The following is a 22046-nucleotide window of genomic DNA, read 5'->3' as shown; positions in this document are numbered from 1 at the left end:
AGATTCGGGCGATGACCAGCGATCGGGAGTTCGACCTCGTCCTCGTGGGCGCCACCGGCTTCGTGGGGCGGCTCACCGCCGACCACCTCGCGGAGCACGCACCGTCCTCGGTGAGGATCGCACTGGCGGGCCGGTCGGAGGCACGGCTGGCCGAGGTGCGCTCGTCGCTGACCGGCGCGGCCCGCGACTGGCCGCTGCTCGTCGTCGACACGACGGACGAGGCCGCCGTGGGCGACCTCGCCTCGCGCACCCGGGTCGTCGTGACGACCGTGGGTCCCTACGCGAAGCTCGGTATGCCGTTGGCCTCCGCGTGCGCATCGGCGGACACCCACTACGCGGACCTCACCGGCGAGGTCCTCTTCGTGCGCGACAGCATCGACGCCAACCATGAGGAGGCGGAGCGGACCGGCGCCCGGGTCGTGCACTCCTGCGGCTTCGACTCGATCCCGTCGGACCTCGGCGTGTGGGCGCTCGCGCAGCGGGTCGCCGCGGACGGCGAGGGCACGCTCGGCGAGACCGTGACCCACGTGCGGACGCTGCGCGGCGGCGTGAGCGGCGGGACGATCGACTCGATGCGGCAGCAGGCCATCGAGTCCGCGGACCCGGTGCGGCGCAAGGCCGTCACGGACCCGCACGGGCTGTCGCCGGACCGGTCGGCCGAGCCGCCGTCGCGCAACCGCACCAAGGACGAGTTCGGGCTGCTCGGCAAGGTCCAGGCGGTGTCGGGGACGCGCTACGACTCGGTGACGAAGCGGTGGGTCGCCCCCTTCTTCATGGCGTCGTTCAACACGCGGATCGTCCGTCGCAGCAACTCGCTGACGGACTGGTCCTACGGTCGCGACTTCCGCTACGACGAGGTCATGGACACCGGCCGGGGACCGATGGGTGCGGTCAAGGCCGGGCTGACGTCGGCGGTGCTCGGCGGACTCTTCGCCGGCATGTCGACGGCGCCGACGCGACGGGTGCTCGACGTCGTGCTGCCCAAGCCCGGCGAGGGTCCGTCGGAGGAGACGATGGCCCGCGGCCGCTTCGTCTTCGACATCGAGACGACCACGACGACGGGTGCGCGCTACCGGACCCGCGTCGGCGCCCCCTACGACCCGGGCTACTCGGGCACCGCCATCATGCTCGGCCAGGCAGGGCTCGCGCTGGCGTTCGACGAGCTGCCCTCTGCCGGTGGGGTGCTCACGCCGTCGGTGGCGTTCGGTCAGGCGCTGGTGTCGCGGCTCGAGGCCTTCGACTTCGAGTTCACGACGACCCGCCGGTGAGGCTCCCCGCACGGGCCGACCTGCTGGCCTACGTGCCCCTGGCCGTCGCGACGACGGCTGCGTCGGTGGGCGGCCGGGAGCGGACGCACCTCGCGACCAAGCTGCTACTCGCGCCGACCCTGGCCGCGGGTGTGGTGACGACACGTGAGGAGCGGCCGTCCGCGCGGTCGGCGACGCTCGTGGCTGCGCTCGCCGGGTCGGTGGTGGGTGACTGGTTCATGAACGCGTCCGGGCGAGCAGGCTCGCAGGAGGGGCGCCGGCAGTCGATGCGGCGCGGCGCAGCGGCGTTCGCGGTGCAGCAGGCCGGCCTCGTCCGGCTGCTGCTCGCCGATGGCGTGCGACCTCGTGCGGTGCCGGCCACGGTCGTCGGCGGCACGCTCGCGGGCCTGGCGGTGGTCGACACGGGAGGTGCCGGGCGCCCGGATCCGGTGCTCACGGCATACGGGCTGCTCCTCGGGTCGATGTCCGCGCTCGCGCTCACCCAGCGGAGGACCGTCGCCGTGGGCGGCGGGCTGTTCCTGCTCTCCGACGCGACGATCGTCCTTGGCGAGCACCTCGCGAAAACCCCGCGACAGCGGGCGGTCGGCTCGGGCATCGTCATGTCGACGTATGCCGCGGCGCTCGCCCTGCTCGTCCACGGGCTCCGCGACGAGCCCGCGCACCCCGACCCCGTCCCAGAGGACTCCACCGCATGATCATCCGCCCCCTCACCGAGGACGACTGGGTCGCCTTCTTCCCGACGTTCACCGAGGTCGTCGAGGCGGGCGAGACCTACGCGTTCCCTCTCGGCCTCTCCCTCGACGAGGCGCGCGGGTGGTGGGTCGAGTCGCCGCCCGGCATCACCGTCGTGGCCGTTGACGAGACGACCGGTGAGGTGCTCGGGTCGGCGAAGACCGGACCCAACCGCCCCGGGCGCGGGTCGCACGTGTCGACGGCGTCGTTCATGGTGTCGTCTGCGGCTCGTGGACGGGGCGTCGGACGCGCCCTCGGCGAGTGGGTGCTGGGCTGGGCGCATGGGCACGGCTATGCCGCGATGCAGTTCAACGCCGTCGTGGAGACGAACACGGTCGCCGTGAGCCTGTGGAAGGCGCTCGGGTTCGAGGTCATCGGGACCGTGCCGGAGGCGTTCGAGAGCCGGGCGCACGGGCGGGTGGGCCTGCACGTCATGCACCGCCGGCTCTGAGGCGGTCGGTCTCGCCCTTGGCCGGTCACCGTTGGCCGGTCGCGGTTGGCCGTTCGCGCCCGCTCGCCGTTCGCGCCCGGCGCGCCCCTCCACGCGCCGGGTGCCAACGACTCAGTCAGCGCAGGCTCCTGCCGGTCCGAGCCTGCCAGCGGTCCGGTCCAACCGCAGCATCCAGAGCAGAAGTCCGCGCTTTCGTTGGGGTGCCGGCCCCAGGTGGGTCAGACTTCAGTCCTCGACACGTCGTGTGAGGAGCCCGGCAACCGGCGGGTTCGTCACGGGGCGACATTCAGTGAGGGAAGGCGAGCCGGTGACAGAGGTCCGACGAGCGCTGCTGGGGGTGGACATCCAGCGCGACTTCTGTGAGCAGGGAGCCCTGGCCGTCGCGGGCGGCAACACGGTGGCCGTGCGGACGAGGGACCATCTCCTCGCCAACCGAGGGCTCTACGCCACCACCATCTTCTCGATGGACCACCACAAGCCACCGCCGCACACGAACTGCGGCCACTTCGCGCTGACGACGGAGCCGAACTACACGAGCTCGTGGCCGGTCCACTGCGTCCAGGGCACCGAGGGCGCGAGGCTGCACCCCGCCATCGAGGAGGTCGAGCACCTCATCGACCATGTCGTCCGCAAGGGGGACGGCACGCAGTCGTACAGCGCCTTCGAGGGCGTGACCGAGGTCGAGGGTGCGCCGTCCTCCATCCTCTCGGTACTGCGGAGCGCGGGCATCACGGACCTCGACGTCTGTGGTCTGGCGACCGACTACTGCGACCTCGCGACGGTGCTGGACGCCCGCGGTCTGGGGTTCGAGGTGCGAGTCCTCGTCGACCTGACCGCGGGGGTGGCGCCGGACACCACGGGCGAAGCCCTCGCCAAGATGCAACAGGCGGGGGCGATGCTGGTCACCGTCAAGGACATCGACGCCACGACGTGAGCGGTCCCAGCGAGGCAGAGCCCGGACGCACGGGTGCGGCATGAGCGGACGTCCGGTTCCGCGTCTCACACGGCGACGTGACGCACGCTTTCGCCCATCGGCGCCCACCCATCGGCGTGGTCGTGATCAGCGGCAGCAACACGTGCCCGCCAAGGCCTTCACGCAGCACTGGAGATCGGGCAGGCTTGAGTCCCTACAAGGGATGAGGTGTCGACGTGGAGATTGACCGGCAGGAGATCGTGGACCAGCTTCGCGGACGAGGTGAGGACGATGTCGCGGACCGCGCGGAGCGTGAGCTTCCGGAAGTCGTCGACACCGATGAGCACGCGGCCCTGCTGCACCAGCTCGGCATCAACCCGGTGGACCTCATCGGCGGGATCGGCGGGACATTCGGCTGACTGACCGGTCTCGCAGAAGGCGCAGCCAGGCTCACGGGGAGACGGCCGAGCCCGTCCCGGCACGACCCCGCGTCAGGTGAGCTTGCGGACGACCCCGAGCGGCAGGTGGCGCATCGCGCTGCCGAGCGGCTTCCACGGCCACGCGGGGACGCGAGCCGTCTCGACGCCCTTCTCGATCGCCTCGACGATGCCGCGCACCCCGGTCTCGGTGTCGACCATGAACTTCGTCCGCTGTTCGACCTTCTCGTTCATCTCCGAGCGGATGTAGCCCGGGAAGATCGTCGAGACCGTGATGTCGAGGTCGGGCTTGCCGCGCATCTCGACGCGGATGCCCTCGGCGAGGTGGGCGATGCCGGCCTTGGTCGCGGCATAGGTCGTGACGGTCTTGGGCATGCCCCGCATCGCCGACATCGACGAGATGACGACGAGGTGGCCCCGCTTGCGGGCGCGGAAGATCTCCATCGCCGCCTCGCACTGGGCGAGCGCACCGATGAAGTTCGTCATCGCCGTCGCCCGGTTGGCCGCGTAGCCACCCACGCCGATCGGCGCACCCTTGCCCAGACCGGCGTTGACGACGACCCGGTCGACGCCGCCGAGCTCGGTGTCGAACTCGTGGAAGACCCGGAAGACGGCGTCGTCGTCGGTGACGTCGAGCGCCTTGAGGGACACGATCCGGTCCGGGTGGGCCGCGACGATCTCGTCGCGCAGCTCCTCGAGCCGGTCCGTGCGGCGGGCGCAGAGGGCGAGGTCGTGACCGCGGGCGGCGAGCTGGCGCGCGAGCTCCGCGCCGATGCCCGAGCTGGCGCCGGTGATGAGCGTGGTGGTCATGAGAGGCGTTCTCCTCAGCGGGTGGTGAGCAGGTCGGGGACGCGCTCGAGGTGGGAGGTGTCGTTGAAGGTCCGCAGCACCGGCCCGGTCGCGCCGATGGAGAGGGTGGTGAGCGAGGCGTTGGCGATGACCCGCTGGAGCGAGGTCCACACCGGCGCGCCACCGCCGAGCAGCGACGCGGCCACCCACGAGATCGCCCCGGCCGAGCTGACGACGACCGCCGTCTCACCGCGACCGACGTTGTCCGACAGCGCCGCCAGGCCGGTGAGGACCCGGTCACCGAACGCCGAGAAGGGCTCCTCGTAGTCACCCTCGTGGGCCCCGGCGACCCAACGCTCGGTCGCCACGGCATACATCTCGTCGAAGGCGCGGTGCGGCCGCAGGGTGCGCGCGAGGTCCGCCTTCATGAGCGCCATCGACCGATACGCAGGCTTGTATGCCGTGAGGATCTCCGTGTGCGCGTACTCGTCCCACGCCGGGTCGGTCTCGACCTCGCAGGTCCAGCCGGCCTCGGCGACGAGCTCGGCGGCGGTGTCGCGCTGCCGGCGCATCGACCCCGAGACGACGCGGGAGGCCTCGATGTCGCGCTGGGCGAGCTCGCGTCCGACGGTGCGCACCTGCTCGTGACCGAGGTCGGAGAGCTTGTCGTAGTCCTTCTTGCCCCAGGACGCCTGGCCGTGACGGACGAGGACGATCCGGCTCATCGGCCGGCCTCGCGGCGGGCCCGGCGCACGAGCAGGCGGCAGCGCAGGTCGAGGTAGAGGACGAACCACCGCATTCGCTTCGCCTGCGGGTTCGTCGTCTCGCCGCGGTAGGTCCGCAGGTAGATCTGCTGTGCGATGACGGCGAGCCGGAAGAGCCCGAACACCTCGTAGAACGCCCACCGCCGCGCGTCCATCGGCAGACCCATCCGGTCGCAGTAGTAGCGCACCGCCTCGACGCGGGTGAGCATCCCCGGTGTGTGCGTCGGCTGGAGCCGCAGCGCTTTGGCCACCGGGTCGTCGCTCGCCTGCACCCAGTAGGCCATCGCCCCGCCGAGGTCCATGAGCGGGTCGCCGACGGTCGCCATCTCCCAGTCGAGGACGCCGACGATGCGCGTCGGGTCGTCCTGCGCGAGCACGAGGTTGTCGAAGCGGAAGTCGTTGTGGATGAGCACCTGGCCGACGTCGTCGGGGCGGTTGTCCTCGAGCCACTGCATGACGCCCTCGAACGACCCGACGTTGGGCGTGCGCGCCTTGCGGTAGCGGGCCGACCAACCGGTGACCTGGCGCTCGACGTAGCCAGGGCCCTTGCCGAGGCCACCGAGACCCGCGGCCTCGACGTCGACGCGGTGGAGGTCGACGAGGGTGTCGAGTGCGTTGCGGCACAGCAGGTTCACGTCGTCGGGTCCGAGCCCCAGAGACTCCGGCACGTCCCGGCGCAGGATCGTCCCGACGAGGCGCTCCATGACGTAGAACTCGGAGCCGATGACCGACTCGTCGCCGCACCACGCGACGATCCGCGGCACACGGTCGTAGACCTCGCCGAGCGCGCGCTGGATGTCGCTCTCACGCCGCATGTCATGGGCGCCCTTGGCCTTCGTCCCCCGCGGAGGCCGGCGCAGGATGAGGTCGCGCGTCGGGTAGCGCAGCAGGTAGGTGAGGTTGGACGCGCCCCCCTTGAACTGGCGCACCTCAGGAGTCGCGTCGAGCCCCGAGGCGTCCGGGGCGTTGGCGCGCAGCCACTCGGCGAGGGCGTCGACGTCGAAGGCGTCCTCGTCGCGGACGGGTGATCCGAGCTCGTCAGGCATCGGGGGACTTCCGCGCGAGCTTCTGTCCCGCCCTGGTCGCGACCCGGTCGTATGCCGGCCGCACCAGCCGCTTGGTCCAGTAGGCCTGGTGCCCGAGCCGGTCCGTGAGGATGAGGCGCTTGTGCCTGTCGATGCCCTTGAGCACGACGGCGGCGACCTCGTCGGCCGTCATCGACGCCTTGGTGATGAGCTTGAGCGCCGTCTCCTCCATCGCCGTGTCCTTGCCCTGCAGGGACTGGTGGAGGTTGGTCCGGAAGAACGCCGGGCAGACCGCCGAGACGTGGATTCCCCACGGTGCGAGCTCGAACCCGAGGGTCTCGGACAGCGCGACGACGCCGGCCTTGGCCGCGTTGTAGGACGACATGCCCGGCCCGTGGATGAGCCCGGCGAGCGACGCGGTGTTGACGATGTGGCCCGAGCGCTGCTCCTTGAACACCGGGGTGAACGTCTGGCAGCCGCGCACCACCCCGAGCAGGTTGATGTCGAGCACGCGCTCCCAGTCCGAGATCGACTCGACGTCGATCCGGCCTCCGGTGGCCACCCCGGCGTTGTTGACGAGCACGTCGAGACCGCCCCACGTGTCGCGCACGTGGGCCAGCGCTGCGTCCCAGTCCTGCTGGCTGCGCACGTCGAGACGCACGTATGCCGTGCCGTCCGGCACGTTGTCGGGCCGGCTCTCGGCGAGGTCGCCGACGAGGACCTGGTCGCCGCGCTCGGTGAAGGCACGCGCCAGGGCGAGGCCGAGCCCGGAGGCGCCGCCGGTGATGAGCACCCTGCGACCGGCCCCGCGGTGTGCCGAACGGGAGGAATTGGTGAGTTGGGCACGGGGGGTCATGAGCGGCCGCACTCCGCCGCACGCGAGGCCCTCTCGGCGTACGGAGCCAGCAGGATCTTGGCGACGACGCCGAGGTGGACCTCGTCGGGACCGTCGGCGAGGCGCAGCGAGCGCGCGTTGGCGTAGGCCGCCGCCAGCGGGAAGTCCTCGGACATCCCGGCGCCACCGTGGAGCTGGATCGCCATGTCGATGACGTCGCACGCCATCCGCGGCACGGCCACCTTGATCTCGCTCACCTCGCTCATCGCTCCGAGGGCGCCGACGGTGTCGAGCTTCCACGCCGCGTGGAGGACGAGGAGCCGGGCCTGGTTGATCGAGATCCGCGCCTGGGCGAGCCGTTCACGGTTGCCGCCGAGGTTGGCGATCGGCTTCCCGAAGGCGGTGCGGGTCGTTGCCCGCGCGCAGGCCAGCTCGAGCGCCTTCTCGGCCAGCCCGATGAGCCGCATGCAGTGGTGCACGCGGCCCGGACCGAGCCTGCCCTGCGCGATCTCGAACGCCCGGCCGGGGCCGGCGAGGATGTTCGTGACGGGCAGCCGGACGTCGGTGAGCGACACCTCGCCGTGCCCGATGGGCTCGTCGTGCTGACCGAACGCCGAGAGCATCCGCTCCACGCGCACGCCCGGGTGGTCGAAGGGCACGAGCACCATCGAGTGCCGCGAGTGACGCGACGCCTCCGGGTCGGTGACGCCCATGAAGATCGCGACCTTGCAGTCCGGGTTGCCGACGCCGGTGGACCACCACTTGCGGCCGTTGAGGACGACCTCGTCACCGTCGACGACGGCCGTCGCCTCCATGTTCGTCGCGTCCGACGAGGCCACACCGGGCTCGGTCATGAGGAAGGCGCTGCGGATCCGGCCGTCGAGCAGCGGCTCGAGCCACTCCTCCTTCTGCTCGTCGGTGCCGTACTTGAGCAGCACCTCCATGTTGCCGGTGTCGGGCGCGTTGCAGTTGAAGACGAGCGGCGCCGAGAAGGTGCGACCCATCGCCTCGGCGATGGGGGCGTAGTCGGCGTTCGACAGACCGGCGCCGCCGTCGGTGCCGAACCGGACGGCATACGGGCCCTCGTGACCGGCGGGGAGGAAGAGGTTCCAGAGCCCACGGTCGCGCGCCTTCGTCTGCAGCTCGGCGAGGAGGGGGTGCGCCGGCCAGGGGTCCTCACCGGCCGCGCGACGCCGGGCGATGTCCTCGGCCAGGGTCCGCTCCGCCGGCTCGATCTCGGTCACGACGAAGTCGCGGACACGCCGCGCGAGGTCGAGCGAACGCTCCGACGATGAGAAGTCCATGGAACAGACCCTAGGTGAGCGCTCGCTTAGCCGGTAGGGGGTGTCGCCTCCGCCACGGAGTCCGGCTCCTCGATCGCGACCGCCGGGGCCACGACGACCGGTATGCCGTTGAGCACGGCGTTGCCCGAGACGCCCTCGACGCGGGCCGGGTCGGTGAGGTCGTTCATCGTCACGCCGGGGACCTCGACCGCGCGGGAGAGCCGCACGCCGGGTCGCCGGTGGCCGTAGCCGTGCGGCAGCGAGACCACCCCACGCATGACGTCGTCGGTGGCGCGGACCTCGACCTGCACCGAGGAGACGTCGGAGGTCACGGTGACGAGCGAGCCGTCGACGATCCCGCGCGCGGCGAGGTCGTCGGGGTGCATGAGCAGGTGGTGTCGCGGACGCCCGCGCGTCAGCCGCTCGGTGTTGTGCATCCACGAGTTGTTGTCGCGCTGGTGACGGCGGCCGATGAGCAGGAGGTCGTTGCTTCCGGCGGCGTCGCGCAGCTCGGGCAGCCGCACGCGCAGGGCGGCGAGACCGTCGGTGACGACGGCGGGGGTGAGCACCACGACCTTGTCGCGGGTGGGGAGGCGGTCCGGCAGGCGCGGCTCGAGCGGGCCGAGGTCGACGCCGCCGGGCGTTCGGGCCAGCCGCCGGACCGACAGGCCCTGTCGGGCGGACCGCAGGAGCACGTCGATGGTGACACGCGGCGAGGCCCTGAGCCGTGCCGTCCGTCGCCAGCCGAGCCGCTGCCCGCTGCGACGGCTCAGCGCGAGGACGAGGTCGCGGGCGATCTCCCACTCGTGGCGCTGGTCCTCGCCGCGGGCGAAGAGCGCCGGCGACCAGCGGGCCGTGTTGCGGACCGCGAGCGTGTGGAAGATGAGGTCGTAGTGGTCGCGCTCGAGCGGGCCGGTCGGCGGCAGGATGACGTCGGCGTGGCGGGTCGTCTCGTTGACGTGGGGGTCGATGGCGACCATGGCCTCGAGCGCCGCGATCCGCTCGTCGAGGCGGGCCCCCGCCGGGGTGGACGACACGGGGTTGCCACCGACCGTGAGCAGGGCCCGGATCGCTGGCCGCGGGGGTTCCATCTCCTCGGCCATGACCGAGACCGGCAGCTCGCCGCCGAACTCCGGCAGCCCACGCACCGCCGAGTGGGTCCGGCCGCGGTGCCCTCGCCCCACGAGCCCCCGGCCGATGATGTCGATCGCGGGCGTCGTGAACATCGTGCCGCCGGGGCTGTCGAGGTTGCCGGTGACGGCCATGAGGCACTGGATCGCCCACTGGCACAGGACCCCGAACTCCTGCGTCGACACCCCCATGCGCCCGTGGACCGCGGCGGACCCGGCGGCGACGTCACGGGCGAGCGCGCGGATCGCGTCGGCCCCGACCCCGCTCACCTCCTCGGCGAGCTCGGGCGTGAAGTCGGCGACGGTGAGGCGCAGCTCGTCCACCCCGCTCACCCACGGCGCCGGCCGGGCCAGCCCTTCGGCGAGGACGACGTGGACGAGAGCGAGGAGCACCGTGACGTCGGTGCCGGGACGGACGAAGTGGTGCTCGTCGGCGACAGCGGCCGTCTCGGTGCGCCGCGGGTCGATGACGACGAGCCGCCCTCCACGAGAACGCAGCTCGCGCAACCGGCCCGGGAAGTCGGGCACCGTCCACAGCGACCCGTTGGAGGCCATGGGGTTCGTGCCGACGAGGACGAGCAGGCGTGTGCGGTCGATGTCGGGGACGGGAAGGAGGAACTGGTGCCCAAACATCGCCCACGCCACGACGTGGTGCGGCAGCTGGTCGACGCTCGTCGCACTGAAGACGTGCCGGCTGCGCAGGGTGCGCGGGATCATCGTCACGTGGGTGAGCGCCCCGGTGCTGTGGACGTTGGGGTTGCCGAGGTAGGTCGCGACGGCATCCCGCCCGTGCCGCGCCTGCACCCCGTGGAGCAGGTCGGCGGCGAGCTCGATCGCCTCGTCCCAGCCGATCTCGACGAAGTCGTCGCCGACGCGCTTGACCGGGCGCCTCAGCCGGTCGGGGTCGGTGTGCAGGTCCTGGAGCGCCACGCCCTTGGGGCAGATGTGCCCGCGCGACAGCGGGTCCTCGGCGTGCCCCTTGATGCCGACGATCTCCTGCCCGCGCAGCGACACCTCGAGGCCGCACATCGCCTCGCACAGCACACACGTGATGTGACGGGTGGTCCTGGCGTCGTCGCCGCCGCTGGTCGTCATCTCAGCCCCGCGGGTCGAGTCCGGCGCGTGGCCTGTATGCCGGCCGCTCCCGGCGCGTGGCCGCCCTCCGCGCCTCGGCCGCGTTGGCTCCCAGGAGGAGGCGGGCCTGCTCGAGCCGCTCCCAGCGGAAGGTCCGGCGGTCGCTCGCGGACCACGTCCGGTTGAAGAGGCGCTTGGCGGCGGCGACGGAGTCCGGCGAGCGCTCGGCGATCGTGCCCGCGAGAGCCAGCGCACCGGCATACGGGTCGAGGTTCTCCTGCGTCGCGAGGCCGAGCCGGACCGCCTCGGTGCCCGAGACGGTCTCCCCGGTCATCGTGAGGCGCTTGGCGACGTCCATCCCGACCTGCTGCGAGAGGGCCTGGATGCCGGACATGTCGGGGATGATCCCCCACTTGGCCTCGAGGACCGACCACGTCGCGTCGGGGGCGGTGATGCGGAAGTCGGCCGAGAGCGCGATCTGGAGGCCGCCGCCGAGGCAGTGGCCGTGGACCGCGGCGATGACGGGCACGGGCAGCCGGCGCCATGCCCAACACGCCTCCTGGAAGGTGTTCGTGCCACGCCATGGGCGCGGCGCGAAGGCCGCGGCGACGCGGCGGGGCTCGCGCAGCACTGTGGCGAAGTCGAGCCCGGCGCAGAACGCGTCGCCCGCCCCGGAGAGGACGACCGCTCGCAGGGTCCGGTCCCCGTGGAGCCGCCGGGCCGTTGCGACGAGCTGCTCGAGCGTGTCGAGCGTGAGGGCGTTGAGCTTGTCGGGCCGGTCGAGCGTGACGTGGGCGATGCCGTCCTCGGTGCGGCTCCGGACGAGTTCGGTCATCCCCAGAGACTAGGCCCGGTCAGGCGGTGCGTGCCGGTGCCGGTCGGGTGTCGGCGCGGTGCTTCATGAGGCTGAGGCCCAGGACGCCCGCGCCGAGCACGGAGAGTCCGGCTCCGACCCAGCTCGGCGCGGTGTAGCCGTAGCCGGCGGAGATGACGACGCCACCGAGCCAGGCGCCGAGGGCGTTGGCGGTGTTGAGCGCGGCGTGGTTGCTCGCTGCGGCCAGCGTCTGGGCCTCGCCGGCGACCTGCATGAGGCGGAGCTGGAGGTTGACGACGAGGATGCCGGCGAGCACCGAGGAGAGGAAGTAGAAGAAGATCGCCGGCAGCCACCACTGCGCGGTGAGCGCGAAGGCGACGAGGTTGACGCCCATGCCGACGCAGCCGATGGTGATCGAGCGCAGCACCGACCAGTCGCCGAGATGGCCCGCGAGCGGCGTGCCGACGAGGCCGCCGATGCCCGAGGCGAGCAGGAAGATCGGGACGGCGCTCGCGTCGAGGCCGGTAACGTCGGTGACGGTGGGCGCGATGTAGCTCGCCATCGCGAACATGCCGCCGAAGCCGATGGCGCCGACGAGCAGGGTGAGCGCGACCTGGGTCGTTGCGAAGCCGCGCAGCTCCCGCTTGATCGTGCTCTCGAGGTTGCGCTCGATGTGCGGGACGTAGGCGACGAGCAGCCCGACCGTGAGGATGCCGAGGACGGCGACGAGCCAGTAGGCCGCGCGCCAGCCGTACTGCTGACCCAGCCAGGTCGCTCCCGGGACGCCGGCGACGTTGGCGAAGGGGATGCCGAGCATGACCCGGCTCACTGCGCGACCGGACTGGCCTCGCGCCGCCATGTCGACGGCGACGAGCGCGGCGACGCCGAAGAACGCACCGTGCGGCATTCCCGAGACGAACCGGGCCAGCATGAGCCAGCCGTAGTCGGGGGCGAGGGCGGTGCCGACGTTGCCGACGACGAAGGCCACGGTCAGGCCGACGAGGAGCGCCTTGCGCGGCCATGTCGCCCCGAGCATGGCGAGGAGCGGGGCACCCACGACGACGCCTGCGGCATACGCCGAGATCGTGTGGCCCGCCGTCGGGATCGAGACGGACACGCCCTTGGCGATCTCGGGGAGCAGGCCCATCGTGACGAACTCGGTCGTGCCGATGGCGAAGCCGCCGACGACGAGGGCGATGGTGGCGAGAAGGGCATGACGGGGCGCGGGCACGAAGGGACAAGCGTCGGCGCAGCCGTTACATTCCCCGGACGACGTCGACGAGCGGGCGAACCGGCGCTGTGCGGCCCGGCACGCGCAGCCCGACCCGGGCGGCCTCGGCGACGGCGTCGTTGAGGCGGTCGAGGCGGTGGGAGGCGACCTTCCACACGTGCCAGTGCAGCGGGACCTCGACGACGTCGTCGGTGAGGGTGACGAGCCGGCCCTCGGCGAGGTCCTCCCCCACCGAGACGTCGGGCACGAAGAGCCAGCCGAGACCGGACAGGAGGGCGCTGCGCAGCCCGGGCACCGAGGGGATCTGCCACGGCGGCGACGACGCCGTCACGTCGTGGGACGCGAGGTAGTCCTCCTGCAGCGCGTCGTGGTCGTCGTAGCGCAGGACGGGCAGGTGCTCCCAGTCGGGGCTGCCGTCGGACAGGGTGTGCCGGGTTGCCAGCGACGGCGAGGCGACCGCGACGTAGCGCATCGAGCCGAGGGGGAAGGAGCGGCAGCCGGGCACCTGTGCGGGCTCGGTCGCGATCGCGGCACCGACGGCGCCCTCGCGCAGCAGCCTCAGCGAGTGGTCCTCGTCGACGACGGTGAACCGCAGCCGGGTGTCGTCCCACGTCGAGGCGGCCTCGATGAGGTGCACGAGCCAGGTGTCGAGCGAGTCCGCGTTGACGGCGACGCGCAGGACGACGGGAGCGTGCCGCGCCACGCCGAGGAGGTCGCGCGACTCGTCCTCGAGCAGCTCGACCTGCCTCGCGAGCCGCACGAGGACGGCGCCGGCGTCGGTCGGCGTGCACGGGCTCGCCCGGCGCACGACGACCTGGCCCACGCTCGTCTCGAGGGCGCGCACGCGCTGGCTCACCGCCGACGGCGTGAGGTGGAGCGAACGTGCGGCGAGCTCGAAGCTCCCGGTGTCGGCGATGGCCGCGAGCGCCCGAACCTGGTCGAGGTTCATGAACGAATCTCAGCACCCTTCAGCAGGATTCGTTGGACCGTCGGCCAAAGGTGGTCCTACCTTCGGCAGTGGTCCCGTCCACATGGCCGCGCGTCCCTGACCCGCTTGGGCCAGGGAGGCATGGTCCTGCCCCCGGGGTGCTCCGCGAAGGAGTCTGGCGAGGACTCACCGCACCGGCTGGCGGTGAGTCCTCGTCGTGCGGTCGGCCGGCGCCCGGTCGTGCCCGGTGGTGGGGCTGGTGGCGCCAGGTCTCGCGGCCGGCCGGGCTCCTAGGATTCGGGGATGCGCGCTGCCCTCGTGACCCGACTCGACGGACCCGACGCCATCGAGGTGGTCGACGTCCCCTCGCCCGAGGTGCCGGACGGCCAGGTGCTGATCGACGTCGCCGCCGCCGGCGTGGCCTTCCCGGACGTGCTGCTCACCCGCGGCGAGTACCAGGTCAAGCCACCGGTCCCGTTCGTCCCGGGTGCGGAGGTCGCCGGTTTCGTCCGCGTCGCCCCGGCCGGCAGCGGCCTCGAGGTCGGCGACCGGGTCGCGGCCTTCCCCTTCCTGGGCGGGTTCGCCGAGCAGGTCGTGTGCGACCCCGCGCTCGTCTTCCCGCTCCCCGACGGCGTCACCTTCGACCAGGGCGCGGCGCTGCCGATGAACTACCTCACCTGCCACTTCGCCCTGCGCACCCGCGGCCGCCTCGCCGAGGGCGAGAAGGTGCTCGTGCACGGCGCGGCCGGCGGCATCGGCACCGCCGCCACCCAGCTCGCCAAGGCGTGGGGAGCGACGGTGTATGCCGTGGTGTCGGACCCGTCGCGCGGTGACGTCGCGAGGGCGGCCGGGGCCGACGAGGTGTTGCCGGCCGACGGGTTCCGCGAGGCCGTCGCCGACCTCACCTCCGGTCACGGGGTCGACGTCGTCGTCGACCCGGTGGGCGGCGACCGCTTCACCGACTCGCTGCGCTCGCTCGCGCCGCTCGGCCGGCTGCTCGTCATCGGCTTCACCGGTGGCTCGATCCCGGAGGTCAAGGTCAACCGGCTGCTGCTGGGCAACATCGACGTCGTCGGGGTCGGCTGGGGCGCCTGGTGGACAGGCGCCGGGGGCGCGGGCTCGGTCCGCCGCCAGTGGGACGAGCTCGTGCCGCTGCTCGAGGACGGCCGGCTCGACCCGGTCATCGGGTCGGTGCGCTCGCTCGGCGAGGTCGCCGTCGCCCTCGCCGACATCGACGAGCGCCGCGCCACCGGCAAGGTCCTCCTCACCCCCTGACCCCTCACTCCCCCGCACTTCTTGCCCCAGGACCACCGGCGAGGGCCGATTTGGGCCCCGATCCGGTGGTCCAGGGGCAAGAAGTCGAGCTCAGGGGCGGGGGATCTCGGCGAACCTCGGGCGGCCGACGGTCGGGTCATGCCGCAGCCGGGCGAGGTCGGTCGTGTTGCGCGAGATGGACACGAGCAGCCCGCCGCCGGCGAGCGAGATCTCCGGGTGGGCCAGCGGGGCGTAGGCGAACTCGTCCTTGCCGGTGAGGAACGGTGCGTCGAGCGCCTCGCTCACCCGCCACGGCCCGACGGGTGACGCCGAGGTCCACGTGGCGACGGTCGAGCCGAGGTCGCCGTCCTTCTTCGACACCGCGACGAACTCGTCGCCGACGCGGTCCACCGAGAGCGTCTGCGAGACACCGCCGTCGGCCGCGATGACCGGCGCCGCGCGGTGGGGGTCGGCCTGCCACCGGCGGCCGTCCCAGAACTCCCACGACCGCCGGTCCTCGGGTCGGCCCAGCGCACTGCGACCGACGAGCAGCGAGCGCCCGAAGGCGGTGCCGGACGGCAGCTCGGTGCCGTAGACGTAGATGTGGTCCCCGGACACCATCGACGCCGAGCCCCAGTTGACCTGGTGGGCGCTCTCGTCGTCGGGCGTGAGCGGCAGCACGGTGTCGAGCTGCGGCGCCTCCCCCGCGCGGACGCGGAAGGTCACCGCATCCGACCCGAGGTAGCGGAAGCCCCACACGTCGGTCCCGCTCCCCCGCCGGATGCGGCCCGTGAAGACGATGACGACGTCCTCGTCACCGTCGCGGACGACGCTCACCGACATCGGCCAGCGGACGACACCGGGCTCGACGTCGGGGATGACCGGGCCACGCGCCGTAGCCATGACCTGGCTGACGCACAGACCGGACGAGACGAGCATCGAGTTGGCGACCATGCCGGGCGCGATGCCACGACGGCGCATCGTGTCGCCGAAGACCCACACGAGCCGGCCGTCCGAGAGCCGCGCGCTCGCCCCGATGTCGGCGGCCTGCCAGTAGGGCAGGTCCGCCCGTGCGAGAACCGAGTTGAGCTGTCCCACGGTCGGCTTCACCGAACCCGTCCCGGGTGCCTTCGGGCAGTCCACCGACATCTCGTATGCCGTTCGCCCACCCTGCTCGGACCCCTCGCCGACCCAGCCGCACCCGGTCAGCAGCACCGTGAGCAGCACCGCCGGGACGAGCAGCGCGGCGAGGGACGAGGCGGCGATCCGAGACCTGCGGGGAGTCACGCTGCAGCCACCGCCGTCGACGCGACCGGACGCCGCCGGTGGACCCGGTGCGCGGCCGCCGTCGAGAGCAGCAACGCCCCGCCGGCCCACGCGAGGAGGACGACGACGTCGAGAGCGAGGTGCATTCGCGGCCCGCCGTAGGCGAGGGTCCGCAGGCCCTCGACGGCATACGACATCGGGAGCACGTGGTGCAGGGCGCGCAGCGGACCGGGGAGAGTCTCCCACGGGAAGGTGCCGCCGGCGCTGACGAGCTGGAGCACCATGAGGACGAGGCCGAGGAACTGCCCGGTGTCGCCGAGCCGGGCCATGAGGCCGTGGATGACCGCCATGAAGGTCATCGAGACGAGCAGCATGAACCCGAGGACGGCCCACGGGTGGGCGAGGTCGATGCCCACCGCGAAGCGCACGACGACCCAGGCGAGCACGGCCTGCGCGGCACCGATGACGGCTGGCGCGAGCCAGCCGCCGAGGGCGACCGGAAGGACCGCCCACCGGCTCGTGATGGCCTCCTCGACGAGCGGCCGGGCGCGGGTGAAGAGGGTGAACCCGCCGATCCACATCGCGAGCGCGAGGAAGAACGGGGCGAGCCCGGCACCGTAGGAACCGGCGGTGGCGAGGGCCTCCGAGCGGATGCCGACGGGGGCGCCGATCGTCTGGGCGACGGCCTTGCGCTGCTCGGCCGTCGGGTCCGGGACCTGCTTCGCACCGTCGGTGAGCGAGGTGGCGAGGGTGCCGGCGCCGGTGTCGAGCGAGGCGAGCCCCGTGTCGAGCCGGGCCGCCCCGGACGAGAGCTGCTGCGCGCCCGTGAGCGCCTGCCGCTGGCCGGTGTCGAGCTGCTTCGCGCCCGCGGCGAGGTCGGCGCTGCCCGCCGCGGCCCGGTCGACGGCGGACTCGAGCTCGGTCGAGGAGGTCGCGAGCCGCTCCGCCCCGTCGGCGACGGCGTCCGCACCGGCGGACAGCCGGTCGAGGTCCTGCGACGTCGACTGCAGCGTGCCGTTGGCCTCGGTCACCGGGGCACGCAGCCGCGCGGTCTCGGCGAGGACGGTCGAGACCTGCTCGTCGGTGAGTCCCGCGGCGGCGAGCCGGGCGGGCAGCTGCTCGTCGAGCGCGGTGAGGCCGTCGGTGAGGTCCTGGCCCGCCGCGGCCGCCCGCCGGCCTGCGGCGGCGACCTTCGCGTTGCCCTCGGCCACCTCGCGCGCCCCCTCGGCCAGTCGCTTCGTCTGCGGGGGCAGCGCGTCGGTGCGCCGGTCGAGGGTGGCGAGCCCGTCGGAGAGCTCCGTCGCGCCGGCCGACAGGCGAGCCGTCCCCGCGACGAGGTCCTGCTCGCCGGAGACGAGCCGGCCGCTGCCGCTGCTCAGGCCGGCGGCGCCGGTGTGGGCGTCGTGGGCGCCCGCCGCCAGTCGGCCGGCACCGTCGGACGCCTCGACCAGCTGCGCGTGGATCGTCGAGAGCCCTCCGAGGAGCTCGCTCGCGGCGGTGCGGCTCACCTGCGAGGCGACCGAGTCCTGCACCTGCTCCACGACCCGGTCGGCGATCGTGCCGGCGAGGTAGTTCGTCGCGTCGTTGGTGTCGATCTCGAGCATCGCCCGTCGCGGCGTGAAGTCGGCGCTCGAGGCGAGGTCCGCCGAGAACGTCTCGGGGACGACGAGGACGAAGGCGTAGTCGCCCTCGCGCAGGCCGGCCGCCGCCCGGTCGACGTCGACCTCGTGCCAGTCGAGGTCGTGCGCCTCGCGCAGGGTCGTCGCCACCTCGTCCCCGACCTGCAGCGCCGTGCCGTCGGCGAGGGTCGTGCCGCGGTCCTCGACGACGACGGCGGCGGGCAGCCCGTCGAGGTCGGCGTAGGGGTCCTTGTTGGCATAGATGTAGAGCCCGGCGTAGAGCGACGGCACGACGACCATCGCGACGAGGGCGACCCTGGCGAACCTCGTGCCGGTGAGCCGGCGGAGCTCGGCGAGGGCGACGGACAGGGCGGTCATGAGGATCTCCACGGGAGCGGTCAGCGGGCTGGGAGCGGGTGGTACGTCTGCGTACCACCGCTGGTACGCTACAGTACCACCATGACCGAGACCGCCGCCAACCGTCTGATCGACGCCCTCGGCACGGCCCTCGTCGAGCAGGGCCTGGCCCGCACGACCGTCGCCGACGTCGCCCGGATCGCGGGCACGAGCAAGCGCACGTTCTACGAGCACTTCGCCACCAAGGACGAGGCCTTCCTCGCGCTCTACGACACCCGCGCGACCCGGCTCGTCGACGCGATCTCGGCCGTCGTCACCGACCCTGCGGCGCCCATCGAGGAGCAGGTGCGCGGCGGCGTGGCGGCCTACCTGCGCTTCCTCGCCGAGAACCCCGAGCTCGCCCGCGCCCACATCCTCGAGTCGCACGCCCTCGGCGAGCTCGGGCTGCGGGCCCGTCGCGCCCTCATGGACGGCCATGCGGCCTACCTGCGCGAGCTCGTCGACCGCGCTCGTGGGCACCACCCCGACCTGCGCACCCTCGGCGAGGCGGAGTCGGTCGCCATCGTCGCCGGTCTCACCGAGCTCACGCTGCGCGCCGTCCTCGACGACACCCCCCTCGACGGGCCCGGGCAGCTCGAGGCGGCGGTCGGCTTCGTCACCGCCTTCGTCTCCGCGCCCCAGCAGGGCGCGTGTGCCTAGGCGCTGGGGCCCGCGGGCGGGACCGGCAGGGCGAACGAGACGCCCACCATCGCGACACCGCGCCCGTCCTCCTCGTACGCCGTCCGCCCCAGTGCCGCGAGCGCCGCACCGACGAGGGTCGGCACGTCCCGGGTCGGCTGCTCGAGGGAGCCGGGCTGGATGACGGCGTACTGGTCGTCGTAGCGGAGGTGGACGTCGAGCCGGGTCGGTGCGCGCGGGTCGTCGCCGAGCCGCTCGAGGGCTCGCAGGACGTTGTCGCGCAGGGCCTGCTCGACGACCGACCGCTGCCGGGTGGCGCGGCCGAGCGAGCGGGTGGACGAGATCGACCTGCGCGGTCCCGGGAGCCGGATCGTCGCGTCGTCCACGCCGTCGCGAATCGCGACGAGGTTCCGCGCCATGGCCTTGGCGACCCTGGCCTCGACGAGGCGGTCGACGTCCCAGCCGGCGAGGTCCGCGACGAGGACGATGCCGGCGCCGTGGAGCCGGGCGCTCGTCGCGGGCCCGACACCCCAGAGGTCTGCGACGGGCAGCCGGGGTCGCACGCGAGCCTCGGTCTCGGCGTCAACGACGACGAGCCCGTCGGGTTTGGCACGGCGCGAGGCGAGCTTGGCGAAGAGCTTGGCCCGCGCGACCCCGGCCGACACCGGCAGCCCGAGCTCGGAGCGGACCCGCTCGCGCAGCGCCCGAGCCACCCGGCCCGCCTCCTCCACCGAGCCGCCGTCGAGCGCCGAGACGTCGAGGAAGGCCTCCTCCATCGACCCCGGCTCGACGAGCGGTGTGACATCCCGGAACAGAGCGAGGAGCTCGGCGCTCGCCGCCTCGTAGACCTCGCCCCGGAAGTCGGCGACCACGAGCTCGGGCCAGCGACGCAGGGCGTGGCGCAACGGCATACCGGCATGGACGCCGAGCGATCGCGCTTCGTAGGACGCACACGCGACCACCTGCGGACCGACGACGACGGGCCGCCCGCGCAGGTGCGGGTGGTCGCGCTGCTCGACCGACACGAAGAACGCGTCGGCGTCGGCGTGGATGATCACGGCGGCCACGCTGCCACCGCCCCCCGACATCAGCGCCACCTGACAGACTCGGCGCATGGACTTCCGCAACGCCTATGCGCACGGGTTCGCCCGCGTCGCCGCCTGCACCCTCCCCGTCGCCATGGCCGACCCGGCGCGCAACGCCGAGGCGACGATCGAGCAGGTCAGGGCGCTGCACGACGACGGTGTGGCGGTCGCACTCTTCCCCGAGCTGGGCCTGTCCGGCTATGCCATCGACGACCTCCACATGCAGGACGTCCTCCTCGACGAGGTCGACCGCGCCATCGTCACCATCGCCGAGGCGACCGCCCAGCTGCGCCCGGTCGTCGCCGTCGGCGCACCACTGCTCATCGGCAACCGGCTGCTCAACTGCGCCGTCGTCATCCAGGGCGGCGAGGTCCTCGGCGTGACGCCCAAGTCCTACCTGCCCAACTACCGCGAGTTCTACGAGAAGCGCTGGTTCGCCGCGGGTGACGACGCCGTCGAGACGCTCGTCAACCGCCCGCACTGGCCCGGCGCCGACGAGGACGGCGACATCGCCTACGGCACCGACCTCCTCTTCGAGGTCACCGACGTGCCCGGGCTCACCGTCCACGTCGAGATCTGCGAGGACGTCTGGGTTCCGGTGCCGCCGAGCCACCGCGCCGCGCTCGCCGGTGCCACCGTGCTGCTCAACCTCAGCGCCTCCCCCATCACCGTCGGCCGCGCCGACGACCGCCACCTCCTCGCTCGCTCGGCCGCGATGCGGTGCAACGCGGCCTACCTCTACGCCGCAGCGAGCGAGGGCGAGTCGTCGACCGACCTCTCGTGGGACGGCATGACGATGGTCTACGAGATGGGCGACCTCCTCGGTGAGACCGAGCGCTTCCCCAGCGGGCCGCGCGCCACCGTCGTCGACGTCGACCTCGACCGCATCCGTCAGGAGCGCATCCGCGTCGGCTCGTTCGACGACAACCGTCGCGTCGAGGGCATCGGCGTCCCCGACGGCGAGGCGTTCCGGGTCGTCGCGCGCGAGATCGACCCGCCCACGGGCGACCTCGGCCTGCGCCGCAAGGTCGACCGCTTCCCGTTCGTCCCCGACGACGAGGCCCGGCTCGCCCAGGACTGCTACGAGGCCTACAACATCCAGGTCTCCGGGCTCGAGCAGCGGCTGCGCGCCATCGGCCAGCCCAAGATCGTCATCGGCGTGAGCGGCGGTCTCGACTCCACGCACGCGCTCATCGTCGCGGCCAAGGCGATGGACCGGCTCGGCCGCCCGCGCACGGACATCGTCGGCTTCACGATGCCGGGGTTCGCGACGAGCGAGGGCACCAAGTCCAACGCGATCCATCTCATGGAGAGCCTCGGCATCACCTTCGAGACCCTCGACATCCGGCCTGCGGCGACGCAGATGCTCAAGGACCTCGGGCACCCGGCGGGCGCGGGTGAGGAGGTCTACGACGTCACCTTCGAGAACGTCCAGGCCGGGCTCCGGACCGACTACCTCTTCCGAGCGGCCAACCAGCGCGGCGGCATCGTCCTCGGCACCGGCGACCTGTCCGAGCTCGCGCTGGGCTGGTGCACCTACGGCGTGGGCGACCAGATGAGCCACTACGGCGTCAACACCGGCGTGCCCAAGACGCTCATGCAGCACCTCATCCGGTGGGTCGTCTCGTCCGAGCAGTTCGAGGGGGAGGTCAACGAGACGCTCACCGAGATCCTCGACCAGGAGATCAGCCCCGAGCTCGTCCCGACCAAGGAGGGCGAGAGGCTCCAGTCCACCGAGGACTCCGTCGGCCCCTACGCCCTCCAGGACTTCACCCTCTTCCACGTCCTGCGCCGCGGCTACCGCCCGAGCAAGATCGCCTTCCTCGCCGCGCACGCGTGGTCCGACGCGTCGACCGGCGACTGGCCGGCGGGCTACCCCGAGGGCGAGCGGCCGGCATACGACCTCGCGACGATCCGGCACTGGCTCGAGGTCTTCGTCAAGCGCTTCTTCGGCAACCAGTTCAAGCGCAGCGCCCTGCCCAACGGCCCCAAGGTCGTCGCGGGCGGCACGATGTCGCCCCGGGGCGACTGGCGGATGCCGTCGGACGTCTCTTCGGCGGCGTGGCTCGCCGAGATCGAGCGCAACGTCCCGACGGGCTGACCGACCGGCGTC

At 72.6% G+C, this 22046-nt stretch carries 20 protein-coding genes; 8 read left to right on the top strand and 12 right to left on the bottom strand.

Annotated features, from left to right (window positions below; all coding sequences use genetic code 11):
• Positions 1–11 precede the first annotated feature (11 nt).
• The 5 genes from ACOJV7_RS09100 (at position 12) to ACOJV7_RS09080 (ending at position 3783) form a co-directional block, all read left to right on the top strand.
• A complete protein-coding gene (locus tag ACOJV7_RS09100) occupies positions 12–1268 on the top strand; it encodes a saccharopine dehydrogenase family protein (protein WP_420189819.1) in 1257 nt (418 codons plus the stop codon).
• A complete protein-coding gene (locus ACOJV7_RS09095) occupies positions 1265–1963 on the top strand; it encodes a lysoplasmalogenase family protein (protein ID WP_420189818.1) in 699 nt (232 codons plus the stop codon). Before ACOJV7_RS09100 ends, ACOJV7_RS09095 begins: the two co-directional genes overlap by 4 nt.
• Entirely contained in the window at positions 1960–2451 is a 492-nt protein-coding gene (locus ACOJV7_RS09090; RefSeq protein WP_420189817.1) for a GNAT family N-acetyltransferase, read from the top strand. Before ACOJV7_RS09095 ends, ACOJV7_RS09090 begins: the two co-directional genes overlap by 4 nt.
• Positions 2452–2758: 307 nt before the next feature.
• Positions 2759–3385, top strand: coding sequence for an isochorismatase family protein (locus tag ACOJV7_RS09085; protein ID WP_420189816.1), 627 nt, complete (start codon positions 2759–2761; stop codon positions 3383–3385).
• Between the two features lie 215 nt (positions 3386–3600).
• Complete coding sequence (locus ACOJV7_RS09080; RefSeq protein ID WP_420189815.1) at positions 3601–3783, top strand: hypothetical protein; 183 nt, start codon at positions 3601–3603, stop codon at positions 3781–3783.
• Between the two features lie 72 nt (positions 3784–3855).
• On the opposite strand, the gene ACOJV7_RS09075 is transcribed toward ACOJV7_RS09080, so the two are convergent.
• Genes ACOJV7_RS09075 through ACOJV7_RS09035 form a run of 9 tightly spaced genes read right to left on the bottom strand, consistent with a single transcriptional unit; the run spans position 3856 to position 13695 of the window.
• Entirely contained in the window at positions 3856–4611 is a 756-nt protein-coding gene (locus ACOJV7_RS09075) for an SDR family oxidoreductase (protein WP_420189814.1), read from the bottom strand.
• Positions 4612–4625: 14 nt separating this feature from the next.
• Complete coding sequence (locus ACOJV7_RS09070; RefSeq protein WP_420189813.1) at positions 4626–5315, bottom strand: histidine phosphatase family protein; 690 nt, start codon at positions 5313–5315, stop codon at positions 4626–4628.
• Positions 5312–6400 (bottom strand): phosphotransferase family protein, encoded by a 1089-nt coding sequence (locus ACOJV7_RS09065; protein WP_420189812.1) that lies wholly within the window; start codon positions 6398–6400, stop codon positions 5312–5314. The genes ACOJV7_RS09070 and ACOJV7_RS09065 overlap by 4 nt, the downstream gene beginning before the upstream one ends.
• Entirely contained in the window at positions 6393–7172 is a 780-nt protein-coding gene (locus tag ACOJV7_RS09060; protein WP_420189811.1) for an SDR family NAD(P)-dependent oxidoreductase, read from the bottom strand. Before ACOJV7_RS09060 ends, ACOJV7_RS09065 begins: the two co-directional genes overlap by 8 nt.
• 59 nt (positions 7173–7231) lie before the next feature.
• Positions 7232–8518, bottom strand: a complete 1287-nt coding sequence (locus ACOJV7_RS09055) for an acyl-CoA dehydrogenase family protein (protein WP_420189810.1) — start codon at positions 8516–8518, stop codon at positions 7232–7234.
• 26 nt (positions 8519–8544) lie between these two features.
• Positions 8545–10722 carry a molybdopterin-dependent oxidoreductase gene (locus tag ACOJV7_RS09050; protein ID WP_420189809.1) on the bottom strand — a complete coding sequence of 726 codons (2178 nt, stop codon included), beginning with the start codon at positions 10720–10722 and terminating at the stop codon, positions 8545–8547.
• Between the two features lies 1 nt (position 10723).
• Positions 10724–11536: a crotonase/enoyl-CoA hydratase family protein gene (locus tag ACOJV7_RS09045; RefSeq protein WP_420189808.1), complete on the bottom strand. Its 813-nt coding sequence runs from the start codon at positions 11534–11536 to the stop codon at positions 10724–10726.
• A 19-nt stretch (positions 11537–11555) separates the two neighbouring features.
• The gene (locus ACOJV7_RS09040) at positions 11556–12746 is read right to left on the bottom strand and encodes an MFS transporter (protein WP_420189807.1); all 1191 of its coding nucleotides are present in this window, start codon (positions 12744–12746) and stop codon (positions 11556–11558) included.
• A 25-nt stretch (positions 12747–12771) separates the two neighbouring features.
• Positions 12772–13695 carry an ArgP/LysG family DNA-binding transcriptional regulator gene (locus tag ACOJV7_RS09035; RefSeq protein ID WP_420189806.1) on the bottom strand — a complete coding sequence of 308 codons (924 nt, stop codon included), beginning with the start codon at positions 13693–13695 and terminating at the stop codon, positions 12772–12774.
• A 282-nt stretch (positions 13696–13977) separates the two neighbouring features.
• Here ACOJV7_RS09035 and ACOJV7_RS09030 point away from each other — a divergent pair, with 282 nt between their 5' ends.
• Entirely contained in the window at positions 13978–14949 is a 972-nt protein-coding gene (locus tag ACOJV7_RS09030) for an NADPH:quinone oxidoreductase family protein (protein ID WP_420189805.1), read from the top strand.
• A 90-nt stretch (positions 14950–15039) separates the two neighbouring features.
• Here the strand turns inward: ACOJV7_RS09030 and ACOJV7_RS09025 are convergent, their stop codons facing one another.
• Positions 15040–16215, bottom strand: a complete 1176-nt coding sequence (locus ACOJV7_RS09025; RefSeq protein ID WP_420189804.1) for a hypothetical protein — start codon at positions 16213–16215, stop codon at positions 15040–15042.
• Positions 16212–18191, bottom strand: coding sequence for a YhgE/Pip family protein (locus ACOJV7_RS09020; RefSeq protein WP_420189803.1), 1980 nt, complete (start codon positions 18189–18191; stop codon positions 16212–16214). The genes ACOJV7_RS09025 and ACOJV7_RS09020 overlap by 4 nt, the downstream gene beginning before the upstream one ends.
• An 81-nt stretch (positions 18192–18272) precedes the next feature.
• On the opposite strand from ACOJV7_RS09020, the gene ACOJV7_RS09015 reads away from it, so the two are divergent.
• A complete protein-coding gene (locus ACOJV7_RS09015) occupies positions 18273–18869 on the top strand; it encodes a TetR/AcrR family transcriptional regulator (protein ID WP_420189802.1) in 597 nt (198 codons plus the stop codon).
• Here the strand turns inward: ACOJV7_RS09015 and ACOJV7_RS09010 are convergent.
• Positions 18866–19906: a Y-family DNA polymerase gene (locus ACOJV7_RS09010; protein WP_420189801.1), complete on the bottom strand. Its 1041-nt coding sequence runs from the start codon at positions 19904–19906 to the stop codon at positions 18866–18868. The genes ACOJV7_RS09015 and ACOJV7_RS09010 overlap by 4 nt on opposite strands.
• Positions 19907–19961: 55 nt before the next feature.
• On the opposite strand from ACOJV7_RS09010, the gene ACOJV7_RS09005 reads away from it, so the two are divergent.
• Positions 19962–22034 (top strand): NAD(+) synthase, encoded by a 2073-nt coding sequence (locus tag ACOJV7_RS09005; RefSeq protein WP_420189800.1) that lies wholly within the window; start codon positions 19962–19964, stop codon positions 22032–22034.
• Positions 22035–22046 lie beyond the last annotated feature (12 nt).

The sequence above is a fragment of the Knoellia tibetensis genome (assembly GCF_048606415.1).
Lineage (GTDB): Bacteria > Actinomycetota > Actinomycetes > Actinomycetales > Dermatophilaceae > Knoellia > Knoellia tibetensis.
This window is presented reverse-complemented; position numbering and strand designations above follow the sequence as displayed.

Excerpts from the sequence above, each read along its gene's own strand:
- ACOJV7_RS09045 (WP_420189808.1), bottom strand. The coding sequence starts at position 11,536 with ATGACCGAACTCGTCCGGAGCCGCACCGAGGACGGCATCGCCCACGTC.
- ACOJV7_RS09075 (WP_420189814.1), bottom strand. The coding sequence starts at position 4,611 with ATGACCACCACGCTCATCACCGGCGCCAGCTCGGGCATCGGCGCGGAG.
- ACOJV7_RS09035 (WP_420189806.1), bottom strand. The coding sequence starts at position 13,695 with ATGAACCTCGACCAGGTTCGGGCGCTCGCGGCCATCGCCGACACCGGG.
- ACOJV7_RS09005 (WP_420189800.1), top strand. The coding sequence starts at position 19,962 with ATGGACTTCCGCAACGCCTATGCGCACGGGTTCGCCCGCGTCGCCGCC.
- ACOJV7_RS09100 (WP_420189819.1), top strand. The coding sequence starts at position 12 with ATGACCAGCGATCGGGAGTTCGACCTCGTCCTCGTGGGCGCCACCGGC.
- ACOJV7_RS09065 (WP_420189812.1), bottom strand. The coding sequence starts at position 6,400 with ATGCCTGACGAGCTCGGATCACCCGTCCGCGACGAGGACGCCTTCGAC.
- ACOJV7_RS09015 (WP_420189802.1), top strand. The coding sequence starts at position 18,273 with ATGACCGAGACCGCCGCCAACCGTCTGATCGACGCCCTCGGCACGGCC.
- ACOJV7_RS09070 (WP_420189813.1), bottom strand. The coding sequence starts at position 5,315 with ATGAGCCGGATCGTCCTCGTCCGTCACGGCCAGGCGTCCTGGGGCAAG.
- ACOJV7_RS09030 (WP_420189805.1), top strand. The coding sequence starts at position 13,978 with ATGCGCGCTGCCCTCGTGACCCGACTCGACGGACCCGACGCCATCGAG.
- ACOJV7_RS09055 (WP_420189810.1), bottom strand. The coding sequence starts at position 8,518 with ATGGACTTCTCATCGTCGGAGCGTTCGCTCGACCTCGCGCGGCGTGTC.
- ACOJV7_RS09020 (WP_420189803.1), bottom strand. The coding sequence starts at position 18,191 with ATGACCGCCCTGTCCGTCGCCCTCGCCGAGCTCCGCCGGCTCACCGGC.
- ACOJV7_RS09050 (WP_420189809.1), bottom strand. The coding sequence starts at position 10,722 with ATGACGACCAGCGGCGGCGACGACGCCAGGACCACCCGTCACATCACG.
- ACOJV7_RS09090 (WP_420189817.1), top strand. The coding sequence starts at position 1,960 with ATGATCATCCGCCCCCTCACCGAGGACGACTGGGTCGCCTTCTTCCCG.